Origin of the sequence: Streptococcus mitis, from assembly GCF_000722695.1 — a bacterium.
In the GTDB taxonomy this organism is placed as follows: Bacteria; Bacillota; Bacilli; order Lactobacillales; family Streptococcaceae; genus Streptococcus; species Streptococcus mitis_O.
Window position 1 is genome coordinate 205,194 of record NZ_JPFU01000013.1, and the last position, 25,846, is coordinate 231,039.

Annotated in this window: 22 protein-coding genes and 1 pseudogene; 5 read left to right on the top strand and 18 right to left on the bottom strand. The window is 40.4% G+C overall.

Translation table 11 applies throughout. The annotated features are described in order from the left end of the window. Nucleotides 1-17: 17 nt before the first annotated feature. The 5 genes from ftsW to SK629_RS06300 form a co-directional block, all read right to left on the bottom strand. Nucleotides 18-1,241, bottom strand: a complete 1,224-nt coding sequence (gene ftsW / locus SK629_RS06280; protein ID WP_042901073.1) for a cell division peptidoglycan polymerase FtsW — start codon at nt 1,239-1,241, stop codon at nt 18-20. A gap of 159 nt (nt 1,242-1,400) precedes the next feature. Next, nucleotides 1,401-2,339, bottom strand: coding sequence for a peptidylprolyl isomerase PrsA (prsA, locus tag SK629_RS06285; RefSeq protein WP_042901074.1), 939 nt, complete (start codon nt 2,337-2,339; stop codon nt 1,401-1,403). A 66-nt stretch (nt 2,340-2,405) separates the two neighbouring features. After that, nucleotides 2,406-3,119: an O-methyltransferase gene (locus SK629_RS06290; RefSeq protein ID WP_004259562.1), complete on the bottom strand. Its 714-nt coding sequence runs from the start codon at nt 3,117-3,119 to the stop codon at nt 2,406-2,408. Nucleotide 3,120: 1 nt separating this feature from the next. Continuing rightward, on the bottom strand, nt 3,121-4,923 hold the full coding sequence (gene pepF, locus SK629_RS06295; RefSeq protein WP_042901075.1) for an oligoendopeptidase F: 1,803 nt from the start codon (nt 4,921-4,923) through the stop codon (nt 3,121-3,123). 18 nt (nt 4,924-4,941) lie between these two features. Further along, nucleotides 4,942-5,895, bottom strand: coding sequence for a competence protein CoiA (locus SK629_RS06300; RefSeq protein ID WP_042901077.1), 954 nt, complete (start codon nt 5,893-5,895; stop codon nt 4,942-4,944). Nucleotides 5,896-6,307: 412 nt separating this feature from the next. Between SK629_RS06300 and SK629_RS06305 the strand changes: the two genes are divergently transcribed. The 4 genes from SK629_RS06305 to tnpC are packed head-to-tail and all read left to right on the top strand — an operon-like array spanning nt 6,308 to nt 8,387. Then, on the top strand, nt 6,308-6,493 hold the full coding sequence (locus SK629_RS06305) for a hypothetical protein (protein ID WP_042901570.1): 186 nt from the start codon (nt 6,308-6,310) through the stop codon (nt 6,491-6,493). After that, nucleotides 6,474-6,824, top strand: a complete 351-nt coding sequence (gene tnpB, locus SK629_RS06310) for an IS66 family insertion sequence element accessory protein TnpB (protein WP_042901078.1) — start codon at nt 6,474-6,476, stop codon at nt 6,822-6,824. The genes SK629_RS06305 and tnpB overlap by 20 nt, the downstream gene beginning before the upstream one ends. Before the next feature lie 53 nt (nt 6,825-6,877). Continuing rightward, on the top strand, nt 6,878-7,084 hold the full coding sequence (locus tag SK629_RS06315) for a transposase (RefSeq protein WP_042901079.1): 207 nt from the start codon (nt 6,878-6,880) through the stop codon (nt 7,082-7,084). After that, nucleotides 7,065-8,387, top strand: coding sequence for an IS66 family transposase (gene tnpC, locus SK629_RS06320; RefSeq protein WP_042901081.1), 1,323 nt, complete (start codon nt 7,065-7,067; stop codon nt 8,385-8,387). Before SK629_RS06315 ends, tnpC begins: the two co-directional genes overlap by 20 nt. A 218-nt stretch (nt 8,388-8,605) precedes the next feature. Here the strand turns inward: tnpC and SK629_RS06325 are convergent, their stop codons facing one another. The 12 genes from SK629_RS06325 to ybeY form a co-directional block, all read right to left on the bottom strand. After that, nucleotides 8,606-12,889 carry a YSIRK signal domain/LPXTG anchor domain surface protein gene (locus SK629_RS06325; RefSeq protein WP_042901082.1) on the bottom strand — a complete coding sequence of 1,428 codons (4,284 nt, stop codon included), beginning with the start codon at nt 12,887-12,889 and terminating at the stop codon, nt 8,606-8,608. Nucleotides 12,890-13,287: 398 nt separating this feature from the next. Then, on the bottom strand, nt 13,288-14,148 hold the full coding sequence (tehB, locus tag SK629_RS06330) for an SAM-dependent methyltransferase TehB (protein WP_042901083.1): 861 nt from the start codon (nt 14,146-14,148) through the stop codon (nt 13,288-13,290). Nucleotides 14,149-14,163: 15 nt separating this feature from the next. Then, nucleotides 14,164-14,631, bottom strand: a complete 468-nt coding sequence (gene smpB, locus SK629_RS06335; RefSeq protein ID WP_042901085.1) for an SsrA-binding protein SmpB — start codon at nt 14,629-14,631, stop codon at nt 14,164-14,166. Further along, complete coding sequence (gene rnr, locus SK629_RS06340) at nt 14,594-16,948, bottom strand: ribonuclease R (RefSeq protein WP_042901086.1); 2,355 nt, start codon at nt 16,946-16,948, stop codon at nt 14,594-14,596. Before rnr ends, smpB begins: the two co-directional genes overlap by 38 nt. 261 nt (nt 16,949-17,209) lie before the next feature. After that, complete coding sequence (secG, locus tag SK629_RS06345; protein ID WP_000282517.1) at nt 17,210-17,443, bottom strand: preprotein translocase subunit SecG; 234 nt, start codon at nt 17,441-17,443, stop codon at nt 17,210-17,212. A gap of 39 nt (nt 17,444-17,482) precedes the next feature. Further along, a complete protein-coding gene (gene rpmG, locus SK629_RS06350; RefSeq protein ID WP_001809104.1) occupies nt 17,483-17,632 on the bottom strand; it encodes a 50S ribosomal protein L33 in 150 nt (49 codons plus the stop codon). Beyond that, nucleotides 17,632-18,831: a multidrug efflux MFS transporter gene (locus SK629_RS06355; RefSeq protein WP_042901088.1), complete on the bottom strand. Its 1,200-nt coding sequence runs from the start codon at nt 18,829-18,831 to the stop codon at nt 17,632-17,634. The genes rpmG and SK629_RS06355 overlap by 1 nt, the downstream gene beginning before the upstream one ends. Next, nucleotides 18,818-19,423 (bottom strand): dephospho-CoA kinase, encoded by a 606-nt coding sequence (gene coaE / locus SK629_RS06360; RefSeq protein WP_042901089.1) that lies wholly within the window; start codon nt 19,421-19,423, stop codon nt 18,818-18,820. Before coaE ends, SK629_RS06355 begins: the two co-directional genes overlap by 14 nt. Then, nucleotides 19,423-20,247, bottom strand: a complete 825-nt coding sequence (mutM, locus tag SK629_RS06365; RefSeq protein WP_042901090.1) for a DNA-formamidopyrimidine glycosylase — start codon at nt 20,245-20,247, stop codon at nt 19,423-19,425. Before mutM ends, coaE begins: the two co-directional genes overlap by 1 nt. A gap of 48 nt (nt 20,248-20,295) precedes the next feature. Next, entirely contained in the window at nt 20,296-21,195 is a 900-nt protein-coding gene (gene era / locus SK629_RS06370; RefSeq protein ID WP_000143264.1) for a GTPase Era, read from the bottom strand. 16 nt (nt 21,196-21,211) lie between these two features. Beyond that, nucleotides 21,212-21,607 (bottom strand): diacylglycerol kinase family protein, encoded by a 396-nt coding sequence (locus tag SK629_RS06375; RefSeq protein WP_042901091.1) that lies wholly within the window; start codon nt 21,605-21,607, stop codon nt 21,212-21,214. Then, nucleotides 21,588-22,085: an rRNA maturation RNase YbeY gene (ybeY, locus tag SK629_RS06380; RefSeq protein WP_042901093.1), complete on the bottom strand. Its 498-nt coding sequence runs from the start codon at nt 22,083-22,085 to the stop codon at nt 21,588-21,590. Before ybeY ends, SK629_RS06375 begins: the two co-directional genes overlap by 20 nt. 104 nt (nt 22,086-22,189) lie before the next feature. On the opposite strand from ybeY, the gene pavA reads away from it, so the two are divergent. Then, nucleotides 22,190-23,845, top strand: coding sequence for an Rqc2 family fibronectin-binding protein PavA (pavA, locus tag SK629_RS06385; RefSeq protein WP_042901094.1), 1,656 nt, complete (start codon nt 22,190-22,192; stop codon nt 23,843-23,845). A gap of 207 nt (nt 23,846-24,052) precedes the next feature. Here pavA and SK629_RS06390 read toward each other — a convergent pair. Further along, a pseudogene (locus tag SK629_RS06390) lies at nt 24,053-25,765 on the bottom strand (glucosaminidase domain-containing protein). Nucleotides 25,766-25,846 lie beyond the last annotated feature (81 nt).

Below are 25,846 nucleotides of genomic sequence, written 5' to 3' on the forward strand. Positions count from 1 at the left end.
CCTTTCCACTCTCAGCTCTACATATAGTGTGATGAGTGAGCTTCTAACTCCTCATATAATTGGGCACGTTTTTCACTTGCATCAATATTCAAGACAAAGGCGATGGCTACAGACAAGACCAGGAGACTGTTCCCTCCTTGCGATAGGAAAGGGAAGGTTACTCCAGTTGAAGGAATAATACCAGAAATTCCACCGATATTAACGAAGACCTGTACCAACATCATACCTCCAACCCCAATCGCCATCATGGAATTAAAGGGATTCTTAGCACGAATTCCCACCAGAATAATTCGTAAAATAAGGAAAAAGACAAGTGCCAAAATCAAGCTGGCTCCTACAAATCCAAATTCTTCAATGACAATTGAAAATACAAAGTCTGTATGGGCTTCTGGTAAATAGCCACGTTTTTCGATTGAGTTTCCTAAACCTAGACCAAACCAGCCACCATTGACCATGGCAAAGTAAGAATTTGCAAGTTGGTGGCCTGCTCCTGCCAAATCAGCAAAGGGATTAAAGTAGGCACTGAAACGCTTAGCCACATATCCAAATACTGGAACTTTTGAAAACTTATCAACCCCTATCATATCAATAGCTGTTAAGGAAAGAGCCGAAACTCCAAATAAAAGACCGATAAAGGCTACAAACCATCGATGAGCAATCCCACTAACTGTGTACATAATCAAGGCAACCAAAGCTAGGATAGTAGCATTCCCCAAATCTGGGAAAATAGCCAGACTTCCTATCATTACCAAGAGGACAAAGCGCCAATCATTAAAAGCACGAGGAATCCATTGATTTTGAGTTAAAACTTGGAAATCATAAACAGCAATTTCATCCTGTTGTTTTGAAAAGCGTTGAGCCAAGTACCAGACGATAATAATCTTCAAATACTCAGCAGGCTGAATGGTCAAAGGTCCTACTGAAATCCAACCATAGGCTCCATTGACTGGCGTACCAATTATACGAGCCAGAGCTAATAGAATTAGCTCAACAAACATAACAATAAATAAAAGTCGTTCTTTTCTTAAAAAATTCAGTTTCAGCTTATATATCAAGGCAATCAATATTAAACTAAAGCCCCAAAACATTCCCTGACTTCGAACTAATTGCAGGGCACTTTTACCTTCTTCGATAAGAATGGCACTGGTTGTAGAATAGACTACAATCAAGCCCAAAATAGATAAAAGCAAATAAGGAACTAGGATAGAATAGTTTAATAGGTGCCTCTTACTAATCTTCATAGTATCACCAATCTAATGAGAACAAAAAAATTATTCCCAAATTCCGTTTATTTTCTAGTTTTGATTGCTATTATACCATTTTTTCCGAAAGAAAAAAACTCTTATCCTTAAGATAGAAGATTTTCTCATAAGAAAAAGAGCACTTGGCTCTTTTCTGTTTTATTCTTTTGATGAACTACTTGAGCTTGAATCTCCACCACCGATATATTGGGTAAAGATATTTTGGAAGGCTTGGTCTTTAACCTTGATATTGGCTGCTTGCAGTTCTTTTCCGATAATGCTTTGAACAAATGTTGCATCGTTTTGTTTTTGAGTTAAGATAACCGTTTTTAATTTTTCTTTGTAATCATCGATATTAGATGATTTTTCTGTTTTCTTAGTGAGTTTTACAATGTAATATTGGCTACTATAGGCTTGTGTGCCAGTGGCTTTAATCACATCAGAAACACCATTTACATCTAAAGCAAAAGCAGCTTTTTTAACTTGTTCTGGTACTTCTGTTGAAGCTGAATCAAAGGTGATTTCTCCACCATTCGCTTTGGTTTTCTCATCAGTTGAGTTATCTTTGGCTAATTGAGCAAAGTCTGCACCACTTGCCTTAGCTTTTTCGAGGACTTCTTTCGCTTTATCCTCATTATCAAGACGAATGATTTGAGCCGTTACATCTGGAGTATATTCATCAAAGGCCTTCTTATAAGCATCATCTGTCAATTCAGCTTCTGCTGCCTTCTTAACTGCCAACTCAACTAATTTACTTGTACGAATTTGAGCTTTACGTGTTTCAAGCGTCATGCCTGCTTGTGACAAGACACGTTGGTAGTTCTCACCGTATTGTTTTTCTTCTTCGGCAATAGTATCGTTGACTTCTTTGTCATCTACTTCTGAACCGTATTGTTTCTCAAATACTTTTTGAATGGTCAAATTCAACAACACTTGTTGGGCTGAAGGATTGCTCTTCACTTGCTCATAAAACTGATGTTCTGTGATAACATCCCCTTTCATGCTGATAAGGTCTGCTCCTTCTGAACCTTTGGAACAAGCTGCTAAAGTTGCTACTGATAATAGTGTAATGGCACCTGCCAATAGTTTTTTCTTCATGTCTACTCCTTTGAGATAAGTGTTACTCTATCTATTTTACTATATTTTCTTAAATTTTTCTGAAAATCATTCGCTGTCAGGCAATTGAACATCTGCTACATTTTTACGAAGCATGAGAATGCCGTCTCCCAGAGGTACTAGTGTTGCTGTAAGCCCTGGATTGTCTAAGGTTGCATCAAATAGTCTTTGAAGGCCTCGATAAATGGTTCGCTGGCCACGACGGACTTCCATAATATCCTTGGCAACATCACCACCTTGAAAAATATCATCCAAGACAACCACACCTCCAACTTCCAAGTGTTTGAGGATTTCTGGCAAAAAGACGATATATTTAGACTTAGCAGAGTCCATAAAGACGAAATCATAGGACTCTGTCAGGGTTGATAAGACATCTACCGCATCTCCCTCTAGGAGAGTGATTTGCTTGCGACTGTCAAACTGGGCAAAATTTTCCTTGGCAAAACCAATCATCTCTGGATTGCGATCAATGGTTGTAATCTTGGCATTTGGCGCATGTTCCGCCATCAAGAGAGCTGAAAAACCGATAGCCGTACCAATTTCCAGAATATTTTTAGGCTGCATGGTTTCCATGAGAAAACGGAAATAAGCAACCGTTTCATGGGGGATGATGGGAATATTTTCCTTACGAGCAAAGTCTTCCAATTCTTTCAGGGAACCTGTGACTTGCTTTTGGCGCTGGCGCATCAAGTCCACAATTTCTTCTTTGACAACAGGACGACGCATGTTATGGTTGGCATTCTTACTATACGATTCAACCATCTTATGCCAATCCCAATTTTTCAACAAGGGCTTCAAACTCATTCAAACGGCGTTCAAAGACTGCAAAGGCATCGTTGAGGTAGTCTTCCTTCTCCATATCAACACCAGCTTTTCTCATGACATTAAGTGGATAGTCAGATTTACCTGCCTTGAGGTAGTCGATATAGCGATCACGGTCTTCTTGACTACCATGAACAATCTTTTCAGCCAAGGCTGAGGCTGCTGCAAAGCCTGTTGAATATTGGTATACATAGTAGTTATAGTAGAAGTGTGGAATGCGTGCCCACTCGTATTGGATTTCAGGATTGTCTTCCTTACTCAAACCATAGTACTCTTGGTTCAAGTCTGCATAGAGTTTATTTAGGAAATCGCTGGTCAAGACTTCACCGTTTTGGTCTGCTTTGTGGATAGCGTGTTCAAACTCAGCAAATTGAGTTTGACGGAAAACTGTTCCACGGAAACCGTCTAAGAAGTTATTGAGAATAGCAAAGCGAGTTGCGTCGTCTTCCACTTCTTCCAACAATTTCTCCGTTAAGATATTCTCATTGGTTGTTGAAGCAATCTCAGCCAAGAAGATAGAGTAATCTCCGTAAACATAAGGCTGCGTTTCACGAGTATAGCTGGAATGCATACTATGACCTGTTTCATGAACAAGAGTAAAGAGATTGTCTAGATTGTCCTGCCAGTTAAGAAGCATGAAGGCATTGGTATCGTAAGAGCCACCAGAGTAGGCACCTGAACGCTTACCTTGGTTTTCATAAACATCAATCCAACGCTCGCTGAAGGCACGTTTAACACGGCTCAAATAATCTTCACCCAAGACTGCCAAGGCTTCTTCTGCTTTTTTCAAGGCTTCTTGGTAGGTAAAACTATATTCAACAGATGAAAGCGGTGTATAGACATCGTACATCTTGAGGTCTGAAATCCCCAAAATCTTTGAACGAAGCTCAAGATAGCGATGCAAGAGTGGCAAATGCTTGCGAACTGCTGCTACCAAATTGTCATAAACGCTCTCTGGAACAAAATTGACCGCTAGGGCTGCATGACGAGCACTCTTGTAGTTGCGAATCTTGGCACGGTAGTTTTGCACCTTAACATTGGTTTGTAAGGTTTTGGCATAGGTATGTTGGAATTGTTCATAAGTCGCATAAAGGGCTTGATAAGCACCTCGGCGAACCTCACGATTTTTAGACTCCATCAAACGCATATAAACGCCATGTGATAATTGTACCTCGTTACCATCTTCATCTTTAACAAATGGAAAGACGATATCTGCATTATCTAAAATAGCGAAGGTTTCACTTGCCGAACCAAAGATTTCACTAGCTCCAGCTAATAATTCTTCTTCGCGTTGTGAAAGAACGTGATCCTTGCCTTGCAAAAGCTTGTCAAAATAGTGTTGATAAACCTGCAATTTTGGTTGAGCTTCTAAAAAGTCAGCATACTGCTTTTCGCTAATTTCCATAAATTCAGGTTCATAGAATGAAAAGGCTTGGTCTAGCTGGCTGTAGAGAGTCATTGCCTTGGCATAGTACTCTTGGTACTTGGCTTCACGTGTATCCTGGTCATTTTTCATATGAGCATAAACGTAAAGCTTCTCCATATGGCGTTCCATTTCAAGAGAAAATTCAGTGATTTCTAGAAGGCTATCCGCACTATCTAGGAGATGGCCTTCATACTGGGCTACTGTCTCCAATTGTTCTGTTAAATCTTTTAAGGCTTCTTCCCAAGCCTGATCAGTGGGGTAGATCGTTGATAGATCCCATGTATCTTTTTCATTTATTTCATGTCTTTGTAATACCATTAGATTCCTCCATCCTTTCTATTTTACCATATTTTTCAAGAAATATTGCTGATAAAAGGCTGGTGGATAAAGCATTTGCCAATCATTTTGAGGATTTTCTTGATAATAGGTGTAAAAGTGCTGATAATAGCTATTCAAGTCTTGGTCAATCTGGAAAAATTTGCCCACTATTGGTCGAATTTGTGGATACCATTCTTTGAGCCCATAAGTCAGGAGATTTTCTCCCTTTTGATAGGCTTCTGCTTGTTCTTTCATCCAAAAGGGATTTTGATAATAGAGTTGTTGCCGGACATAACGACAGATGTCCCTATCTTGAGAAACTGTAAAATGCGAAATTTTTTGTTTCTTATAGGGAAGACGTAATATCTCCAGTAAACTATCTTGACCATAGGGAAATTCTTTAATCTGATAATGGAGTTTCCCGCGGAGGTCTTGATGTATGAGATATTTAAGCCTTAAAAGCTGTTTTTCCTTGTCTACTTCCCAAACATAAAAGCCCATATTTTGACTGAAATAAAGAAAACCTTGTTGCAGACGAGTCAACCGCTCCTTGAGCCAAAGTTTTTCCCCCAGTAACCACAGTACTTGGTAACCCTGACTACGATAGCCCTCACTGCGCTCTTTAAGAACTTTTTGAGGCAAGGGACTACACTGAACTTCTAGAGCTAGATTGCCATTTACAAATACATCTGCAATCTGTTTAAGATCTGGAAGCGGGTATTCTAATTGTACCTCTGCCTCTTTTTTCAACCAGTGATAGAGGGATTCCTTATTTGCCAAGTGTTCTGGGCTTTCATTTTCAAAGGAGTAATCACAGTCTTTTAGGGATTTGTGGGCAAAATGGGTTCGGACACTTGCTCCTTGACGCAAACGGAGCTGACCTCCACAAGCTGGGCAGGTGTATTCTTCCTTCTCAAGCTTATCCTCTAACACATTTACCAATTCTCCCCTAGCATCTCTCGCAACAAACATGATTTTCCCCCCTTTTCTATATTATTCGAAAAAATTAATAATCGTATTTTTAATTATAGAAGAAAAGTATAGTAAATTGAAATAAAATATAAGCAAATTGATTGGGTAATTATAGTATATTGAAATAAGATGTGAACTAAGAGATTAGGAAAGTCAAATTATACTCAATGAAAATCAAAAAGCAAACTAGGAAGCTAGCCGTAAGCTGTACTTGAGTACGGTAAGGCGACGCTGATGTGGTTTGAAGAGATTTTCGAAGAGTATTAATTTCTAACAATGCTTCAGAAGTCATGTCCTACTATTCCAGTTTCAATACCTTATATAATGTAAGCGCGTCATAACAAGGTATCTATCATTAATGGAGCTCCTCCTGTATACTATTAGTAAAGTAAAACTATTGGAGGATATTTTAATGCCACAGCCTATTGTTCCTGTAGAGATTCCACAATCTCGTCGTTTTGATTCTAAAAAGAGAAATGATATTCTTCTTAAAATTCGTATTGGCAAGCTTGAACTAAGTTTTTTTCAATCTCTCAATCTCGAAATGATAGAACAGCTTTTGGATAAGGTGTTGCTCTATGACAATTCATCTATCTAGCCTAGGGCAGGTCTATCTCGTATGTGGGAAAACGGATATGAGGCAGGGAATTGATTCACTGGCTTATGTCGTTAAAACCCACTTTGAATTGGATCCTTTCTCAGGTCAAGTCTTTCTCTTTTGTGGTGGACGTAAAGACCGCTTTAAAGCCCTTTACTGGGATGGTCAAGGATTTTGGCTACTTTATAAACGCTTTGAGAATGGTAAACTGACTTGGCCCAGTACAGAAAAGGATGTCAAAGCTCTCACACCTGAACAAGTAGATTGGCTTATGAAGGGCTTTTCTATCACTCCTAAAATAAATTCATCAGAAAGTCGTGATTTCTATTGAAATGAGGACTTTCTTTTTAGTATAATGAAGTTAGAAAACAAGGAGGGAAGCCCATGGAAGAATTATTAAAAATCATTCAACAACAGAGTGCTACAATTGATAGTCTCACCAATGAACTTGCCCTTCTTCGTGAACAAGTGGCTTATCTGACTCAAAAGCTCTATGGAAAATCCTCTGAGAAAAGTGTTTGCCTCTCTGGACAACTCAACCTTTTTGAGGAAGAGTCTCCATCTGAGGAAGATGGAGATATTCCCAGTTGAAACAGAGGAAATTACCTACAAACGTAAGAAATCTAAAGGGAAACGCCAAGCTCTTCTTGCCCAATTTGATTCAGAAGAAGTTCATCATCATCAACTAGAAGAGAGCATTTGCCCTGATTGTCAGGGAGAGCTAAAAGAGATTGGAGCGACCCTTCAACGACAAGAATTAGTCTTTATTCCTGCGCAATTAAAACGAATAGATCATATCCAACACGCTTATAAGTGCCAAACATGCAGTGAGAAAAATCCGAGTGATAAAATCGTGAAAGCTCCTATTCCTAAAGCCCCTTTGGCGCATAGCCTTGGCTCAGCTTCTATTATCGCTCACACCATCCATCAGAAGTTTAATCTGAAGGTACCCAATTATCGCCAAGAAGAAGATTGGGCTAAGATGGGTTTACCAATCACACGTAAGGAAATCTCTAATTGGCATATCAAGGCGAGTCAATACTATTTGGAGCCCCTTTATAACCTTTTACGAGAAAAGTTGTTAGAACAATCTCTTCTTCATGCGGATGAAACCTCTTATCGGGTCTTAGAAAGTGATAGTCAGCTGACTTACTATTGGACTTTTTTGTCTGGGAAAGCTGAGAAGCAAGGGATCACGCTTTACCACCATGATCAGCGTCGGAGTGGTTTAGTAGTGCAAGAATTCCTAGGAGACTATTCTGGGTATGTGCATTGTGACATGTGGTCTGCTTATCGTCAACTGGAAGAAGCTGAACTTGTTGGTTGTTGGGCGCATGTAAGAAGGAAGTTTTTTGAGGCGACTCCCAAGCAAGCAGATAACTCATCGTTAGGTGCTAAAGGTTTAGCTTATTGTGATCAATTATTTTCTTTGGAAGGAGGCTGGGAATCCTTGTCAGCTGATGAACGACTACAGAAACGTCAAGAAAAGCTCCATCCCTTAATGGAAGACTTCTTTGCTTGGTGCCGACGTCAGTCAGTTTTACCTGGTTCAAAACTAGGGAGGGCAATTGAGTACAGTCTCAAGTATGAAGAAACCTTTAAGACAATTTTGAAAGACGGGCATCTCGTCCTTTCCAATAATCTAGCTGAACGCGCCATTAAATCATTGGTTATGGGACGAAAAAATTGGTTGTTTTCTCAAAGTTTTGAAGGAGCTAAAGCAACAGCTATTATTATGAGTTTGTTGGAAACAGCTAAACGTCATCAATTAAATAGCGAGAAATATCTATCCTATCTTCTAGAATATCTTCCAAACGAGGAGACTCTCGTTAACAAAGAGGTTTTAGAGGCTTATTTACCATGGAATAAAGTTGTACAAGAAAAATGCAAATAAGAAATCTCCAGATTAGGAACTATCGCTGAGTTCTCTAGTCTGGAGATTTTTCAATATACTTAGTTATTGGGCGGTTACTTACTATATAATTGACAAAGAACCAAAATCTCCTAGCAATCAATGGACTACTAGGAGATTTTTTAAGAAATTCTATATAAGCTATAAAATCAAATACAAATTTTACTAAAAGATTAGATTAACTCATATATAAATTATGCTTATTCGTCTTCTTTACGACGACGGCCTGCAAGACCAAGTCCAAGTACTGCACTTGCTGCAGCTGCTAGCATAGCTACTGTAGAGTCTGCTGTACCAGTATTTGGAAGTTGTCGATCTTTATTTATTGTAGTTTCAGATACTGGAGTTCCATCTGACATTTCATTAGCACTGCCGTCCTTATGTGGCTGAGCTGGCATTTCTTCTGAAATACCATTCACACTACCTGTATAGGCTGGGACTTCTGCTGTTGGTGGCGTAACTACGTTGCCGTCACCAGCTGTACTGCTTGTGCCTACTGGTTCTGTATAAGCTGGGACTTCTACAGTTGGTGGAATAATAACATTTCCTTCACCATCTGTACTACTTGTGCCTACTGGTTCTGTATAAGCTGGAACTTCTACAGTTGGTGGAATAATAACATTTCCTTCACCATCTGTACTACTTGTGCCTACTGGTTCTGTATAAGCTGGAACTTCTACAGTTGGTGGTGTAATACCGTTGCCTGCGCTATTCGTACTGCTTGTACCTACTGGATTTACTGCTTCAATTGCTGTAACTCCTGTAGTTTGAGCACCGTCTACTCCATCTTGATCCTTCGCTTCATTGATAGCATTTACAGCTGCGATGGCGGCTTGCGCTACTTCGGCTTTCGCTGCTGCTTTTTCATCGTCTGACAATTTAGCATTCTTATCAATTGAGGCAATCTTAGTTTCTGACGCTGTTTGGATTGCTTCTAGGGCTTTCTCTTTACCTACTGGATTTACTGCTTCTACTGCTGTTGTTCCTGTAGTTTGAGCGCCGTCCACTCCTGCTTGATCCTTCGCTTCATTGATAGCATTTACAGCTGCGATGGCGGCTTGCGCTACTTCTGCTTTCGCTGCGGCTTTTTCAGCGTCTGACAATTTGGCGTTCTTATCAATTGAGGCAATCTTAGTTTCTGACGCTGTTTGGATTGCTTCTAGGGCTTTCTCTTTACCTACTGGATTTACTGCTTCAATTGCTTTAACTCCTGTAGTTTGAGCGGCATCTACACCATCTTGATTTTTCGCTTCATTGATAGCATTTACAGCTGCGATGGCGGCTTGCGCTACTTCTGCTTTCGCTGCGGCTTTTTCAGCGTCTGACAATTTGGCGTTCTTATCAATTGAGGCAATCTTAGTTTCTGACGCTGTTTGGATTGCTTCTAGGGCTTTCTCTTTACCTACTGGATTTACTGCTTCAATTGCTTTAACTCCTGTAGTTTGAGCGCCGTCCACTCCTGCTTGATCCTTCGCTTCATTGATAGCATTTACGGCTGCGATGGCGGCTTGCGCTACTTCTGCTTTCGCTGCGGCTTTTTCAGCGTCTGACAATTTGGCGTTCTTATCAATTGAGGCAATCTTAGTTTCTGACGCTGTTTGGATTGCTTCTAGGGCTTTCTCTTTACCTACTGGATTTACTGCTTCTACTGCTGTTGTTCCTGTAGTTTGAGCGGCATCTACACCATCTTGATCTTTCGCTTCATTGATAGCATTTACGGCTGCGATGGCGGTTTGCGCTACTTCGGCTTTCGCTGCGGCTTTTTCAGCGTCTGACAATTTAGCGTTCTTATCAATTGAGGCAATCTTAGTTTCTGACGCTGTTTGGATTGCCTCTAGTGCTTTCTCTTTATTTGCCTCTAAGTTTCCTGGTGTGTGGACACCTGCAACTGCTGTTTCACCTGCTGTTTTAGCTTCAGCTACTTTATCAGCGTTTTCTGCTGCCGCAATCTTACCTTCTTCTTCTGTTTTCTTAGCTTCTACAGCCTTGACTTTATCCGCTTTTTCTGTACTTGTCAAACTGTTATCGGCATTGATTTCATTCTTCTCTGCCTCTACTGCTTGAGCTAAAGCGGCTTTCGCTGCTGTCTTAACTGCTTCTAAGTCACCATTGTCATGAACTGCTTTAACTGCTGCTTCACCTGCTGTTTTAGCTTCAGCTACTTTATCAGCGTTTTCTGCTGCCGCAATCTTACCTTCTTCTTCTGTTTTCTTAGCTTCTACAGCCTTGACTTTATCCGCTTTTTCTGTACTTGTCAAACTGTTATCGGCATTGATTTCATTCTTCTCTGCCTCTACTGCTTGAGCTAAAGCGGCTTTCGCTGCTGTCTTAACTGCTTCTAAGTCACCATTGTCATGAACTGCTTTAACTGCTGCTTCACCTGCTGTTTTAGCTTCGGCTACTTTATCAGCGTTTTCTGCTGCCGCAATCTTACCTTCTTCTTCTGTTTTCTTAGCTTCTACAGCCTTGACTTTATCCGCTTTTTCTGTACTTGTCAAACTGTTATCGGCATTGATTTCATTCTTCTCTGCCTCTACTGCTTGAGCTAAAGCGGCTTTCGCTGCTGCAACAATTGTATCTCTATTGTTCAAAGAGTTATATTTTTCAATAAGTGACTTAGCAGATTCTTTATAATTACTTGTAGTATTTATTCCTGAATTAAGTAAAGTATTAATCTCGGTCAATTTTGTTTCATAAGCACCCTTAGTTTCAGGAGTAGACCACTTAGTATCTTCTGATTTTTGTTCTATTAATCTATTATAAATTCTCTGTAGTAAATCCTTCGCAACATTTTTTGTATCTTGTTCAATTGAAAAATTTGAACCTGTCAGTGGGAGTGCATAGTGCCTATACAATGATTGATATCCCATTCCCAAACGTTGATTATCTGCTGAACTAATTCGAACTGTATATTCAGTTACACCTTTAGGTATTTCAATCTCCCTACTCTTGAATGTTCCTCCTGTTCCAGTTGGCCTATTAGTTGCAATTTTTTCTTCAAATTGTTCTTTCGTAGGTGTTGGTGTCCCACTTAGACTGAAACTTTGAGGAGAATTTGTTCCATCACTTGCCTTCACTACCGTCATCTCAGTATTTGTTTTTGAAACTTCTGGTGTAAATGTTTGATTGTATAATTTTTCTTCTTGTCCATTACGATTAATGATTACTTCGACCCTATACTGTGCTTTAGTGCCATCAATATCTCCAGTATACCCAGTCTTAAATGACACGGTTAACTTTGAACCATGCTCATTTGAATAAGCTTTAAATGTTTTTTGGATTCCATTAAAACCTTTAACACCTTTGGCAATTTTTGGACCTTCACCTGAAGATTTATAATTAGAACCATCAAATGTTTCTTCTTGCTGATTTTCCTGTGTTCTAACTTTTGATAAAAATAACATATAGTCGCTAGTTCTATCAAAAGATTGTTCTAGTACCCAAGTAGTATATCTTTTGCTTCTATCACTCCATACTGTATTAACGGTCTCAATTGGAAATACTCCCTTATCAGTTTTTCTTGCTATAGCAAATTTTCCTGGTTGTCCATCTGCAGCAACAGCATTCCATCCCCCAAATTCATCAATTTCAACAACTTTTCCTTTATCTACATTTTTAGCATTTCCAAGTTCATCCATATTCTGAATTTTTTCATTGTTCTGAATCGTCTCAGGCAATGATTCCAACTTATTTGAAAGGGTTTTTACATCGGCACCTTCTACTGGATTATCAAATACTTGAGTTGCTGATGTATCATCTGCCGTGCTAGGAGCTGCATCTGTACCTGTACGGAATGGATTATTTGTATCCAACGCTTTTCCATTACGTTCATCTCTAGAACCTGAGTTTGCAATAGAATTAGACTCCAAAGGCTTTTCAGCGCTGGCATTTTTTGGGCTTTTGCTTCCTTTGTCACTTGTATTATCTACCGCTTGTTCTTTTTTCTTTTCAGATTTTGTTTGCAATTTTGATGTTGCTGTAATTAACTTTCTATATGCTGCAGTTAATTCAGTTTTAGTTGTTGCAGTGCTTAGATCAGTTCTTGCTTCTTCTAAGACAGTTCTAAGATTATTAACGCTTTCTTCTGTCTTAGTAGCATAGGTTCCTTTAGCAAACTTGCCATCAATTTCTTTGATTAAATCTGTTAATTCTTTCTTATCTAGAGTCTCCACCTTCTGAGGTGCTGATTCTGGAGAAGGACTATTTTCAACTGTTGAAGATTGAGTATTTGTCTCTACTGTTGCAGCAGGACTAGTGGCTACTGTGTTCCCTTCGTAGGTCCCATTCTGGACATTCTGATCTTTAGGTTGCGGTGCTTGAGTCTCCCCATTAGCTGAAGGCACACTTTGCTCTGCAGCAGATACTGCCCCATTTCCTAAAAACATGAACAATGCAGCTACTGCGACACTAGCTGCACCAAAGCTGACCTTACGAATAGAAAAACGTAATTGCTTTTCACGATCGTGTTTACCTTTATGAAACATCTAATTCCTCCAAAATAAATATTTGTATCACATCTTATAATACACTTTTACTCTAATAATTCAATAGCCACCTTTTTATATTTTCTAATCTATTATAATTTTTATGCGTATATATATATATATATATATACGCATAAGACTGCTTTTATTCTATAATTATAGCGATTCTTGAAATAAAAATTATATAGTCAGAAATATTACGTTTTTATAACATTTGGCATTTTTAAAAGAGTCTGGGACAAAAGTATAACCTTAAATATAAAAAGCGAACAAAAGGAGTTATCTGACATTCAGTATTCGGTCTTATTCGCTTTTTATCTAATCTATCGATTTTAAAAATTTATAATAAATAATTCCTAAAATCAAGATCTTTTTGTCCCAGACTCTTCATAACATATTTACTTGATTTTCTTAGCTAGCATGGTCGCAAAGCGTAATTGAATACGATTGCCATTCTCATCGCGACGGTGAAGATGACCCGGATTTTCATTGTACTTAACCAATTCCCAATCCTTGTAGTATTCAGCCAATTCCCCTTCTTTAAAGGTGAATGGGAAGTTCACTGAGCAAGGATAATCCTCCGTGTCCATGGCACAGACGATAAGATTATAACCACCGACCGTGGTGTGCTCCTGCATATTTTGGATAATTTCAGGAATGCGGTCTGCTTGCAGAAACATGAGAACAACTGTTGAAACCATAAAATCATACTCTTGCCCAATGCTGGCTGAATTGATATCGTAAAGACCAAGAGGCATTTCCAAATCTTCCTGCTCCACAATGCTTTGCAAGATTTCAAGGGCCAGTTCATTTTGATCCACAGCTGTCACATCAAAACCTTGCTGGGCTAGAAAGAGTGCATTACGACCCTGCCCACAGCCCAAATCTAAGGCTTTCCCTGGTTTTACTGTCTGCATAGCCTCTAGGACCTCTGAATGAACAGGATTGGTATTGTATTTCTTAGGGAAATAGTCCTCAGGTCTACAATAAAATTCCAAGTACCATTCCACATCATCTGTGGCAGCCTCTACTCGGTGCCAAGCTTGAGGTTGCGCCATGGGATTGTCTGCTCCTGCTTCAAAGAGATGTTCAGCTAGAACCTCACCATCCTCTGTCAATTCAATAAACTTGAGAGTTCCTTTTAAAACAGTAATCTTGCCCCAAGTCCCAACCTTGGTATTGTGTTTCTGCTGAACAGCCTCTGGCATGGTTTCTTTAGTCCACAAGGGCATACGTTTATAGGCAACTAATTTTTCCATTTCCATTTCCTCTTTTTATCGCTGATTAACAGCTTTCATCACGCGCGCAATGTCGCGATTTTGCTCACGACGTTTGATAGACTCCCGTTTGTCGTAGTCATGCTTCCCTTTGGCAAGTCCTAAAAGAAGCTTGGCATAGCCATCTTTGATATAGACTTTTAGAGGAACCAGTGTCATTCCTGTCCCTTTGGTCTCTTGTTCCAACTTTTGGATTTGTTTCTTATGGAGCAAGAGTTTACGACGGCGTTCTGGTTCCTGATTCCAGATATTGCCCTCTTCGTAAGGTGCAATATGAACGTTGCTCAACCAGACCTCCCCATTTTTTACTTGGGCAAAGCCGTCCTTGAGATTGATTCGAGCAGCTCGTACGCTCTTGATTTCAGTTCCAGTCAGGACCATTCCTACCTCTAGCGTATCTACGATTGTATAGTCGTGGCGCGCCTTTTTATTTTGTGCGACGACCTTTCCCTCGCCCTTTGCCATGCTTGGCTCCTTTCTTAGCTACTTCCTTATAAAAAGGTTTCTTTCCTTTTTTCTTCTTATCTTTCTGAGAATGCTTGCGCTTATCATTTGAGCGTCCTGATTTTCTCTTGTCTTCCTTCTTATCTGAACGACGACTGGAACCACGCCCTCTGTCACTGCGATTAGACTGTTTCAAGCCTTTTTCAATCACATCAAATTCACTTGGAATATAAGAGAAGTCAATTTCACCCGTCATCTTATCAGCTCTTTCAACCCGAATGAGAATCTGCTGTCCTACACGGAAGGTTGTACCCGATTTCTCCCCACGAAGGGTCAAATCACGCTCATTGAAATGATAAAATTCGGGTAAATTGGTGATATGAATCAAGCCCTCAACTGTGTTTGGCAATTCAACAAAGAGACCAAATTTGACAATACTTGATACAACTGCATCGTACTCTTCACCCACGTATTCTTCCATATACTCAGCCTTTTTCATGGCTTCGACTTCACGCTCAGCCTCAATGGCACGACGCTCACGGTTGGAAGACTGGGTCGCAATCTCTGGAATCACTTGCTCAAAATGCTCTGCTATTTCCTTAGAGGAGCCGTAATCACGAATCATACGGTGAACAAGAAGGTCTGGATAACGACGAATCGGACTAGTAAAGTGAGTATAATAGTCAGCCGCTAATCCATAATGGCCGTGATTGTGCTCCGAATAGCGGGCCTGTTGCATGGAACGGAGAAGCATCATGGACAATACATCCGCATAAGGTTCTCCCTCAACAGTACGCATGATGTCTTGAAGTGCCTCTTGGCTAATCTCACTGGCAGTCCCATAAATGCGCAAGCCAAAGCTTGAAGCATAATCAATAAACTTCTGAACCTTTTCAGCCTTAGGCTCCTCATGGATACGATAAATAAAAGGCAAATCCAGCTTGCTAAAATGCTCAGCAACTGTTTCATTGGCCATCAACATGAAGGACTCAATCATACGCTCGGCAACACCACGCTGGCGAAGAACGATATCAACAGGCTTACCTTGCTTATCCACTAAAATCTTCGCTTCGTTGGTATCGAAATTGAGGGCTCCACGTTTCACACGCATGTTTTCCAGAGTTTCATGGAGCTTAGCCATAAGTTCAATACTTGGAACAATTTTCTGATATTCTTGTCTCTTTTCCTCGTCGCCAGCTAGGATATCATTGACATCGCTATAGGTCATACGAAAACTGGTCTTGATAACTGTTTGTGTAATGGTATAGTTGACCACACGACCATCTTTATCAATCTCCATAATGGCAGACTGGGTCAGGCGGTCAACTTGAGGATTGAGGGAGCAAATTCCATTAGACAGTCGTTCTGGAAGCATTGGAACCACACGGTCTGTCACGTAAACAGAAGTCGCACGGTTAAGGGCTTCCTTGTCAAGGGCAGAACCCTCGGTCACATAATAGGAAACATCTGCGATGTGAACCCCAAGCTCCAGATTGCCATTTTTCAGAGCCTTGATATGCACTGCATCGTCCAAGTCCTTGGCATCCGCACCGTCAATGGTAAAGGTAATTTCATCTCTCAAATCCAGACGACCTTCCATATCCTTTTGAGATGGAAAATCAGGCACACTTTCTGCTTCCTTGACAACAGCTTCTGGAAACTCGGATACAATGTCCATAGACTCCAAAACCTCAAGGACATCAATCCCAACATCCGTCGAGTGTCCCACCACATCAAGGACACTAGCAACAAAGAAATCATGTTTCTTGCTTGGGTATTTGTCGATAAAGACCTTGAGAACTTCTGTTCCTTCTAGTTTAAGAGCTGGTTTCTTAACATAAATTGGTTGGCTGATTTTCTGGTTTTTCGAACGGATGTATCCAGCATACTTGGGCTTTTCCTGATCTAGAACGATTTGACCGACAACAGTTGTCAAACTGTGTTCTAGGATATCAATAATTTTAGCTTCGGCTGCTGTTCCCTTGTTACGATCAGCAACTTTTTTGATGACCACCTCAACGGTATCGCCATCAATAGCATAGTTGACATCGTTTTTTCCTACAAAAAGGTCGTCCTCCTCGCCTTCTAGGCTAACAAAACCAAAGCCATTTTTATGGGCATGAAAAATCCCCTTGAGAGTAATCTCATGTTTTTTCTTGACTTCCAAGGTCAGACTACCACCTTCCTCAAAGCGAATCTGGTGCTTTCTTTCCATTAGGGATAAGGTTTTAATCAACTCACGAAAATCCTTGGACCCGTCTTTTCCCAAAGCCTGAGCCAAGTCATTGACCGTCACCTTTCCCTTATCTTGCAAATATTCTTTTATTCTATCTTTCATATTTTCTTTCTAGATTTTTTAATTTTCTTTTACTGTAAAATCTTCTCAAACATCCTTTAATACTCAATAAAAATCAAAGAGCAAACTAGAAAGCTAGCCACAGGTTGCTCAAAACACCATTTTGAGGTTGTGGATAGAACTGACGAAGTCAGCTCAAAATACTATTTTGAGGTTGCAGATGGAAGCTGACGTGGTTTGAAGAGATTTTTGAAGAGTATAAAAATAAAAAGAGGCAAAGACCTAGTCCTGCCCATTATTTTCTTATCTACTTGATAATACCGTCAATGCTAAGGCAATGGCTAGCCAGAAAAAGACTAAAATCCCTGTCAAACGCTGCATTACAGCTTCAAAACCGCGTGCTTTACTGCGTTCAAACAAATCACCTGAGCTGGCATCAAATACATTGCTGGATTGGTTTTTGGTTGGTTGCATGAAAATCGCAATCACAATCACAACAGATAATACTAATAAAATGGTTAATAATAGGTTATACATATCAAACTCCTTAAAATCCCTATTATTTTACCATAAAATCTACTTAGATTCAAGATGTAGGGTTACTTTTCTTTCCTTGGGACAATACTTTAAAACCTCAATCTTGTCTGGATGGGTTTTTGAATTTTTACTGGTTAGGTAATTGATACTGCCACAAGAGGAGCATTTGAGATTAATTTTTACTCGCACTAGATTTCCTTTACTTTTAATAATGTTCGAAATTGAAGCAGGTTAAAGAGACAACTAAAGGCAACACAAAGGCTTGTCGCATAAAAGACAGCATGGTAGCCAAATTGTCCTGCTACTGCAGAACCTGCCATAGGCCCAACGACACCCCCCAGATAAAAGAATACCTGATTGAAGGCAAATACTCTTGAAATACCTGATTTTGGAGTCATCTTACTGAGAAGAGCATTAACTCCAGGAATCAAGGCACCTGTCCCCAATCCAAAGAGGAAACGATAAAGTCCTAGTTGGAGGGGGCTTGAAGCATTGGCACAGAGAAGATAGATGATAACTGAATAAAACTGGGCTACAACCAAGAGACGATGATTGCCCACCTTGTCACCTAGCTTGCCCATGACTCCTGCACTCATCATGCTGGAAAAGCCCATACTGGACACAATCAAACCAGAGACAAAAAGAAGATTCTCTGTCTGCCCTAAATCACGCACATAAAGAGCTAAGATAGGGCCAATCGATTGGGCTGAAAATTGGATGACAAAACTGGTCAGAAACAGGTTGATCAAGAGATAGGGATATTTAACCGAGGTAAACAATTCCTTTGTTGGAATGGACTTTTCCTTGGCTACTGGTTGAAAATCCTCCTTAATAAAGCAAATAGTCAAAACAGCAGCTAAAAACAGAAAACTACCAACCAGTAAGAAAACCATACGAATGCCAAATAATTCTGCGATAAAGCCACCAATAAAAGGACCAGTTAGAGTACCTGCAACTACGCCTGTAGACAAAGTGCCTAAGGCAGAGCCTGATTTCTCCTTAGGAACCTGACTGGCTATCAAGGCCGTTGCATTAGGAACAAATCCTGCAAATACCCCGTTTAATAAACGAAGAAAGATTAACCAATAAATATTTGGGACAAAAGCCAAGCCTCCCATAGTAATAGTCATGGCCATACCAGCACGAATCATCATGGGTTTTCGGCCGTATTTATCAGCAAGAATGCCCCAGATAGGAGAGAAAAGTGCTGCAGAAATGGCAGAGACAGAAATAGCTAAACCTGCATAAAAAGCGACTTGCTCACTCCCTACACCTAGATTTTCCACAAAGATGGGCATAAAGGGAACTACCAAAGAAATACTGGCTCCTGTCAGAAAATTACCAAACCAGGCAATGCGCAGATTATCCTTCCAGTTAATCTCTGTCATCTTGCTTACCTCCCTCAAGCAGGGAGAACACCTGAGTAAGAAGCTGGTCCTGATTTCCATTGTTGTTTAAAACATGGCTGGCCAAATCTTTCTTTTTTTCTAAAGGCCACTGGGCTGCCAGACGAGACTCAGCTTCATTCTGGGATAGCTGATCCCTTTTTATTAAGCGTTCTACTTGGACATCTCGGTCCACATAGACCAACCAAGTCTCATCAAACCAAGCGCTGTAGTCCTGCTCAAAAAGCAAAGGAATATCCATGAAGAAGATAGTTTCTGTCTGAGCCAATTGGTCTCTTAATGTAGCTAGTTCCTCACGGATAATCTCTCCTTGGATTCGCTTAGACCATTCTCGTTCTTCAGGATTTGAAAAGATGAGCCTAGCTAGGAGAGGGCGATTAAGTTCTCCGTTTTCAAGGATGATTTTTTGAGCAAAATGCTGGACTAGAGCCTCAAATAGATGACCATTAGGTTTCTGTAGTTGGTGGACGACTGCGTCAGCATCCACCACTTGAAAGCCTTGTTTTCTTAGAAAATTTGTCACAGTTGACTTACCAGAGGCAATTCCCCCAGTGATTCCAATGATTTTTCCCATCAATTCCTCCTTTGGCACTGAGAACAAAAATGGGTGCCTCGTCCGCCTAATTGGATTTTCTCAATGATGGTGCCACAGCGTACACATTCTTGACCAGCCTTGTCATAGACTTGATGAAAATCCTGCATGGTTCCATCTTCCCCAAAGGCATTGGTATAAGTCCGAATGGTGGAACCGCCTTTTTCAACAGCCTGTCCCAAAACAGCAATGGTCTGGTCATGAATGGCAGTCGCTTCTTCTGCTGTCAAAGTCTGGGATGGTCTAGCTGGATGAACCTGAGCTCGCCAGAGAACCTCATCCACATAGATATTGCCTAGTCCAGCTACCAAGGTCTGGTCTAGGAGATGGGATTTGATAGGCTTTTTGGACTTAGCTAGGGCAGCTTGAAAGACCTGCACATCAAAGTCTTGCTCGCTTGGTTCAGGACCTATTTTTTTAGAAATAAAATAGGTGTCCAAAAGGTCAGGAGACAAGAGTTCCATGGTTCCAAACTTGCGTACATCCTCATAAACAAGCGTTCCACCGTCCTCAAACTGAAAGAAAACATGGGCATGCTTGCGTTCAGGTACTTGGTCTGGATAGTAAAAATACTTGCCCTCCATCCGCAGATGCGAAATCAAGACCTTGTCTGTCAGATAAAAAAGCAAATATTTACCACGACGTCCCATTGACTCGATAATCTGACTAGGCAATTCCCTTTGAAACTCTTCCAAATCTGTCTTAATCATCTTGGGATAGCGAATTTCTACACTCGAAATCTTCTTTCCCAAAATCAATTTTTCCAAGCCACGTCGAACGGTTTCAACCTCAGGTAATTCAGGCATAAGTCCTCCTTCTGTAAAAACAAGAAGCAGGCATGTGCCCACCTCTACTTAGTATTCTTTTTCATTATAGCCAAAGTCAGCTAAATCTAGCTTTTTATCACGCCAGTTTTTCTTGACCTTGACCCAGGTTTCTAGGAAGACCTTGTCTCCTAGCATGAGTTCAATATCACGACGGGCCATACTACCAATTTTCTTAAGCATAGCACCACCTTTACCGATGATAATTCCTTTCTGACTATCTCGCTCGACCATGATGGTTGCACGGATGTGGACCTTATCTGTCTCTTCATCTCGTTTCATAGAGTCAACCACTACAGCAACTGAGTGAGGAATCTCTTCACGAGTTAGGTGCAAGACTTTCTCGCGAACCATTTCTGAAACCAAGAAACGTTCTGGATGGTCTGTGATTTGATCAGACGGGAAATACTGGAATCCTTCATCCAGATTTTCACTCAAAATATCCACTAGACGAGACACGTTATTGCCCTGAAGGGCTGAGATAGGAACAATTTCCTTGAAGTCCATCTGATTACGGAAATCATCAATCTGAGACAAGAGCTGGTCTGGATGGACCTTATCGATTTTATTCACCACCAAAATCACAGGAACCTTGGCAGCCTTGAGACGCTCGATAATCATGTCATCCCCCTTACCACGCGCTTCATCAGCAGGCACCATAAAAAGAACGGTGTCCACTTCACGAAGGGTGCTGTAGGCAGACTCAACCATGAAATCTCCAAGAGCTGTTTTAGGCTTGTGAATCCCTGGCGTGTCGATAAAGACAATTTGCTCCTTATCGGTCGTGTAAATCCCCATGATTTTGTTGCGCGTCGTCTGCGCCTTGTCACTCATGATGGCAATCTTTTGCCCCATAACGTGATTTAAAAAAGTTGACTTCCCAACATTAGGTCGTCCTAAAATGGCTACAAAGCCTGATTTAAAAGTCATAATTTCCTCTTACTGTTTAAAATAATAAATCCCAGATTCGTGGGAGAAAAATCAATGCGCCTGTTAAGGCTGCGAAAAGAGAGACCACTAATACCGCGCCAGCCGCCATATCTTTGGCATTTTTAGCCAGCATGGAAAAGTGATAGTGACTGGCTAAATCCACCACATTTTCGATAGCAGAGTTGATAATCTCAAATGCTACTACCAAGAAAATGCTCAATAGGAGAAAGAGCCATTCGATTCGTGACACCTGAAAAATAAAACCTGCAAGGATGACCACGAGAGCCGTCACTGCATGTTTTCGCATATTGCGTTCTTCCTTGATAGCAGTAAAAATACCTGTGATGGCAAATTCTAAACTGGATATCAGGTCACGATTTTTCCATTTTCGTTTATTGTCTTGTGAGTCCATAGGCTGTCAAAATTTCTTCTTGTAAACCGAACATCTCCGCTTCTTCTTCTGGAGTGTAGTGATCATAGCCGTTGATATGTAAAAAGCCGTGTACTGCCAAGAAACCCATCTCACGCTCAAAGCTGTGACCGTATTCCTCGGCCTGCTCATGAGCCTTATCGATAGAGATGAACAATTCCCCAATATAGGCATCAAACTCAGACATCATCTCTGTCAATTCTGGATTTTCAAGTAAATCCTCTTCGTCAAAGGCAATTTCCAACTCTGGCTTATATTCAAGGCTGATAACATCTGTCGGACGGTCTGTGTCACGGTACTCCAGATTAAGTTCATGACTACGTTCATTGGTCACAAAAGTGACTGCCATCTCCTTGTCTTCTTTGCCTAATTTTTGGGCTGCAAATTCCAAAATTTCTTGGGTTTGTTGCAAGATTTCTTGTGAAACTTGACCAGTTTCATCTACCATTTCAATATACATGTGCTTCTCGTTTCTCTTTACTTGGCTTTATTATACCACATTTCCATGATTTTATTCTACCTTTTTGATATAATACTATGGAATACAATCACAAGGAGAGAACGATGTCATTTGACGGATTTTTTTTACACCACATGGTTGAGGAATTGCGAAGAGAGTTAGTGAACGGTCGCATCCAGAAAATCAATCAACCTTTTGAACAAGAGTTGGTCTTGCAAATCCGCAGCAATCGCCAAAGCCATCGCCTGCTCCTTTCTGCCCATCCAGTTTTTGGACGCATTCAGCTGACCCAAACAACTTTTGAAAACCCAGCTCAACCTTCCACCTTTATCATGGTGCTGAGAAAATATTTGCAGGGTGCCCTGATTGAGTCGATTGAGCAAGTGGAAAATGACCGCATTGTGGAAATCACCGTTTCCAATAAAAACGAGATTGGAGACCATATCCAGGCTACCTTGATTATCGAAATCATGGGTAAACACAGTAATATTCTACTAGTCGATAAAAGCAGTCATAAAATCCTCGAAGTTATTAAACACGTCGGCTTTTCACAAAATAGCTACCGCACCTTGCTTCCTGGATCAACCTATATCGCTCCGCCAAGCACGGAATCTCTCAATCCTTTCACAGTCAAGGACGAGAAACTCTTTGAAATCCTGCAAACACAGGAAACGACAGCTAAACATCTTCAAAGCCTCTTTCAAGGTCTGGGACGCGATACAGCAAATGAATTGGAAAACATTCTGGTTAGTGATAAACTGTCTACTTTCCGTAACTTTTTCAGTCAAGAAACCAAGCCATGTTTGACAGAGACTTCCTTCAGTCCAGTTCCTTTTGAAAATCAAGTGGGAGAGCCTTTTACCAGTCTTTCTGATTTGCTGGACACCTACTATAAGGACAAGGCTGAACGCGACCGTGTCAAACAGCAAGCCAGTGAACTCATTCGCCGTGTGGAAAATGAACTTCAAAAAAATCGTCATAAGCTTAAAAAGCAAGAAAAAGAGTTACTGGCGACAGACAACGCTGAAGAATTTCGTCAAAAAGGAGAATTGCTGACAACCTTCCTCCACCAAGTGCCTAATGACCAAGACCAGGTTATCCTAGACAACTACTATACTAACCAACCTATCACAATTGCGCTTGATAAGGCCTTGACTCCCAACCAGAATGCCCAACGCTATTTTAAACGGTATCAGAAACTCAAAGAAGCTGTCAAATACTTGACTGATCTGATTGAGGAAACCAAGGCAACCATTCTCTATCTAGAAAGTGTGGAAACCGTCCTCAACCAAGCTGGACTGGAAGAAATCGCTGAAATCCGTGAAGAATTGATTCAAACAGGTTTTATCCGCAGAAGACAACGGGAGAAAATCCAGAAGCGCAAAAAACCAGAACAATATCTAGCAAGCGATGGCAAGACCATCATCTATGTCGGACGCAATAACCTGCAAAATGAGGAATTGACCTTTAAAATGGCCCGCAAGGAGGAACTTTGGTTCCATGCCAAGGACATTCCTGGAAGCCATGTTGTCATCTCAGGAAATCTTGACCCATCTGATGAAGTCAAGACAGACGCAGCAGAACTGGCCGCCTACTTCTCTCAAGGGCGCCTGTCGAATCTGGTGCAGGTAGATATGATTGAAGTCAAGAAACTCAACAAACCAACTGGTGGCAAACCCGGCTTTGTCACTTACACAGGACAAAAGACCCTCCGCGTCACACCAGACCCAGAAAAAATCGCATCCATGAAAAAATCCTGATTCGACTTGAAATCAGGATTTTTAGCTTATACTCTTCGAAAATCTCTTCAAACCGTGTCAACGTCACCTTGCCGTATATATGTGACTGACTTCGTCAGTCTTATCTACAACCTCAAAACAGTGTTTTGAGCAACCTGCGGCTAGTTTCCTAGTTTGCTCTTTGATTTTCATTGAGTATTATACTCAAATCATATCCAAGTATTAGGACTAATCTTTGCCACCTAGTTTTTCATTAATTTTCATCATTACACTAGCAATTTTTTCGCCCCAATAAGGATCTGAGGCATATTCTACATTCATACCAGAAGCCTTATTGCCAAGGAAAGTTCTGCCCCTATCGATGTAATTTTCCTTAATCCACTTGGTTGCACCTAAAATTCCCTTATCCACATCATCAAATGTCTTGGCAGAAAGGTACGGGGTCGTATCATAGGCTGTAATTCCAAAGAAATTATTCTTATCTTTGGCAATATTGCTACGTCCCCAGTCACTTTCTAAGGCACTATGAGCAAGGAGATAGAGGGCATTGATATGGTAATGTTCTTCAGCTTCCTTAAAGGTAGCGCCCTTATTCTCCAAGAGACTATTGTTAATATTTAACAGACTAAATACCTTATCCAAGTCTTCAGCACTATAGTTTGTAGCCTCTGTCAAATCTTTGAAAAGGAAGGGATTTTCAAGCTTAAAACGATCAAAATGCAGGCCATCTGCCGAATAATATTTCTTGCCTACTTCCATATCAGAAAGATGGGAAGCTACTGGGATACTAGCATTCTGAGCCACATAGTGATAAAAACGGTGGCCATCACTTTCATAATAAGGGATAAAATCCTTGCTAGCATCTAGTGCTTGTAAATCTTCTGTTTTCATATAGCCTGACAAACCAGAAACAGTAATAGCCAGGCGCTTATCATCACTTTTTCTATCCTTGTCTAGCCAGACGACACTAGCTTGCGATATATAGGAAAGCTTTTCACCATCTGCATTATAAACATTGGCTGTGACAGGCACTACTTGATAGTAATCTGCATTTTCATTTGTAGTTTTTTCTCCAAGCCATTTACCATCACTTCCAAGCTGATAACCATCTACTGTCTCATTTTTCGCCATGTAGCCACCAGATTTGAAGTAGTACCAGGCTTGACTTTTAGAATCGTATAACCATTCTTTCTCAGCTATTTTACCATCAGACTTGAAGTAAAACCATGACTCTTTATCCCAAATCCATTCATTTGCTGCCATATAGCCACCAGATTTTAGATAATAATAGTGACCATTTTCGAAAATCCATTCTTTATCAGCATGATTTCCATTTTTTTTGATATAAAACCAAGATTGGTATTGTTTGTCATATAGCCAACCTTGCTGTACTTTGGCACCACTAGCATTCACATAAGTCTGCTCAATCCACTGACTTGTTAGTAAATAACCACCAGATTTAAAATAATAGTCCTTCCCCTTGATTTGGAGCCATTCTTTCTCTGCGTGCTGTCCATCTGCTTTGATATAAAACCAAGCATCGTATTGAGAATCATAGACCCAGTCTTCTATTACCTTGGCACCTGTTGCACCAACATAGGAAGCACCTACCCAAGCATTTCTTTTCATCTTTCCATTTTGGTCAAGATAATAAAAGGCTCCCTTGTCTTCTACCCATTCTGACTTGGCCATATAGCCACCAGATTTGAGGTAAAAATAGTCGTCACCTTGTTTCAACCATTCATTTTCAGCATAGTTAGCATCTGCTTTTATATAAAATCAAGATTGATAATGAGCATCAAAAATCCACTCATTGGCTGCTTGACTGCCACCTGCTTTCAGATATTGTTTTCCTTGCCAAGTACCATCGCTAGCCATTGCACTCTCTGGTCTGGCTAAGAAAAATAGCAGGGCTAAAAAAATAAATCTCAATTTCTTCATTATCTTTCTTCCTCTGTTCTTATCCATTTCATTATATCAAAATTCTCTATAATCCATATTACAAGCTAATAAAAAATCAAG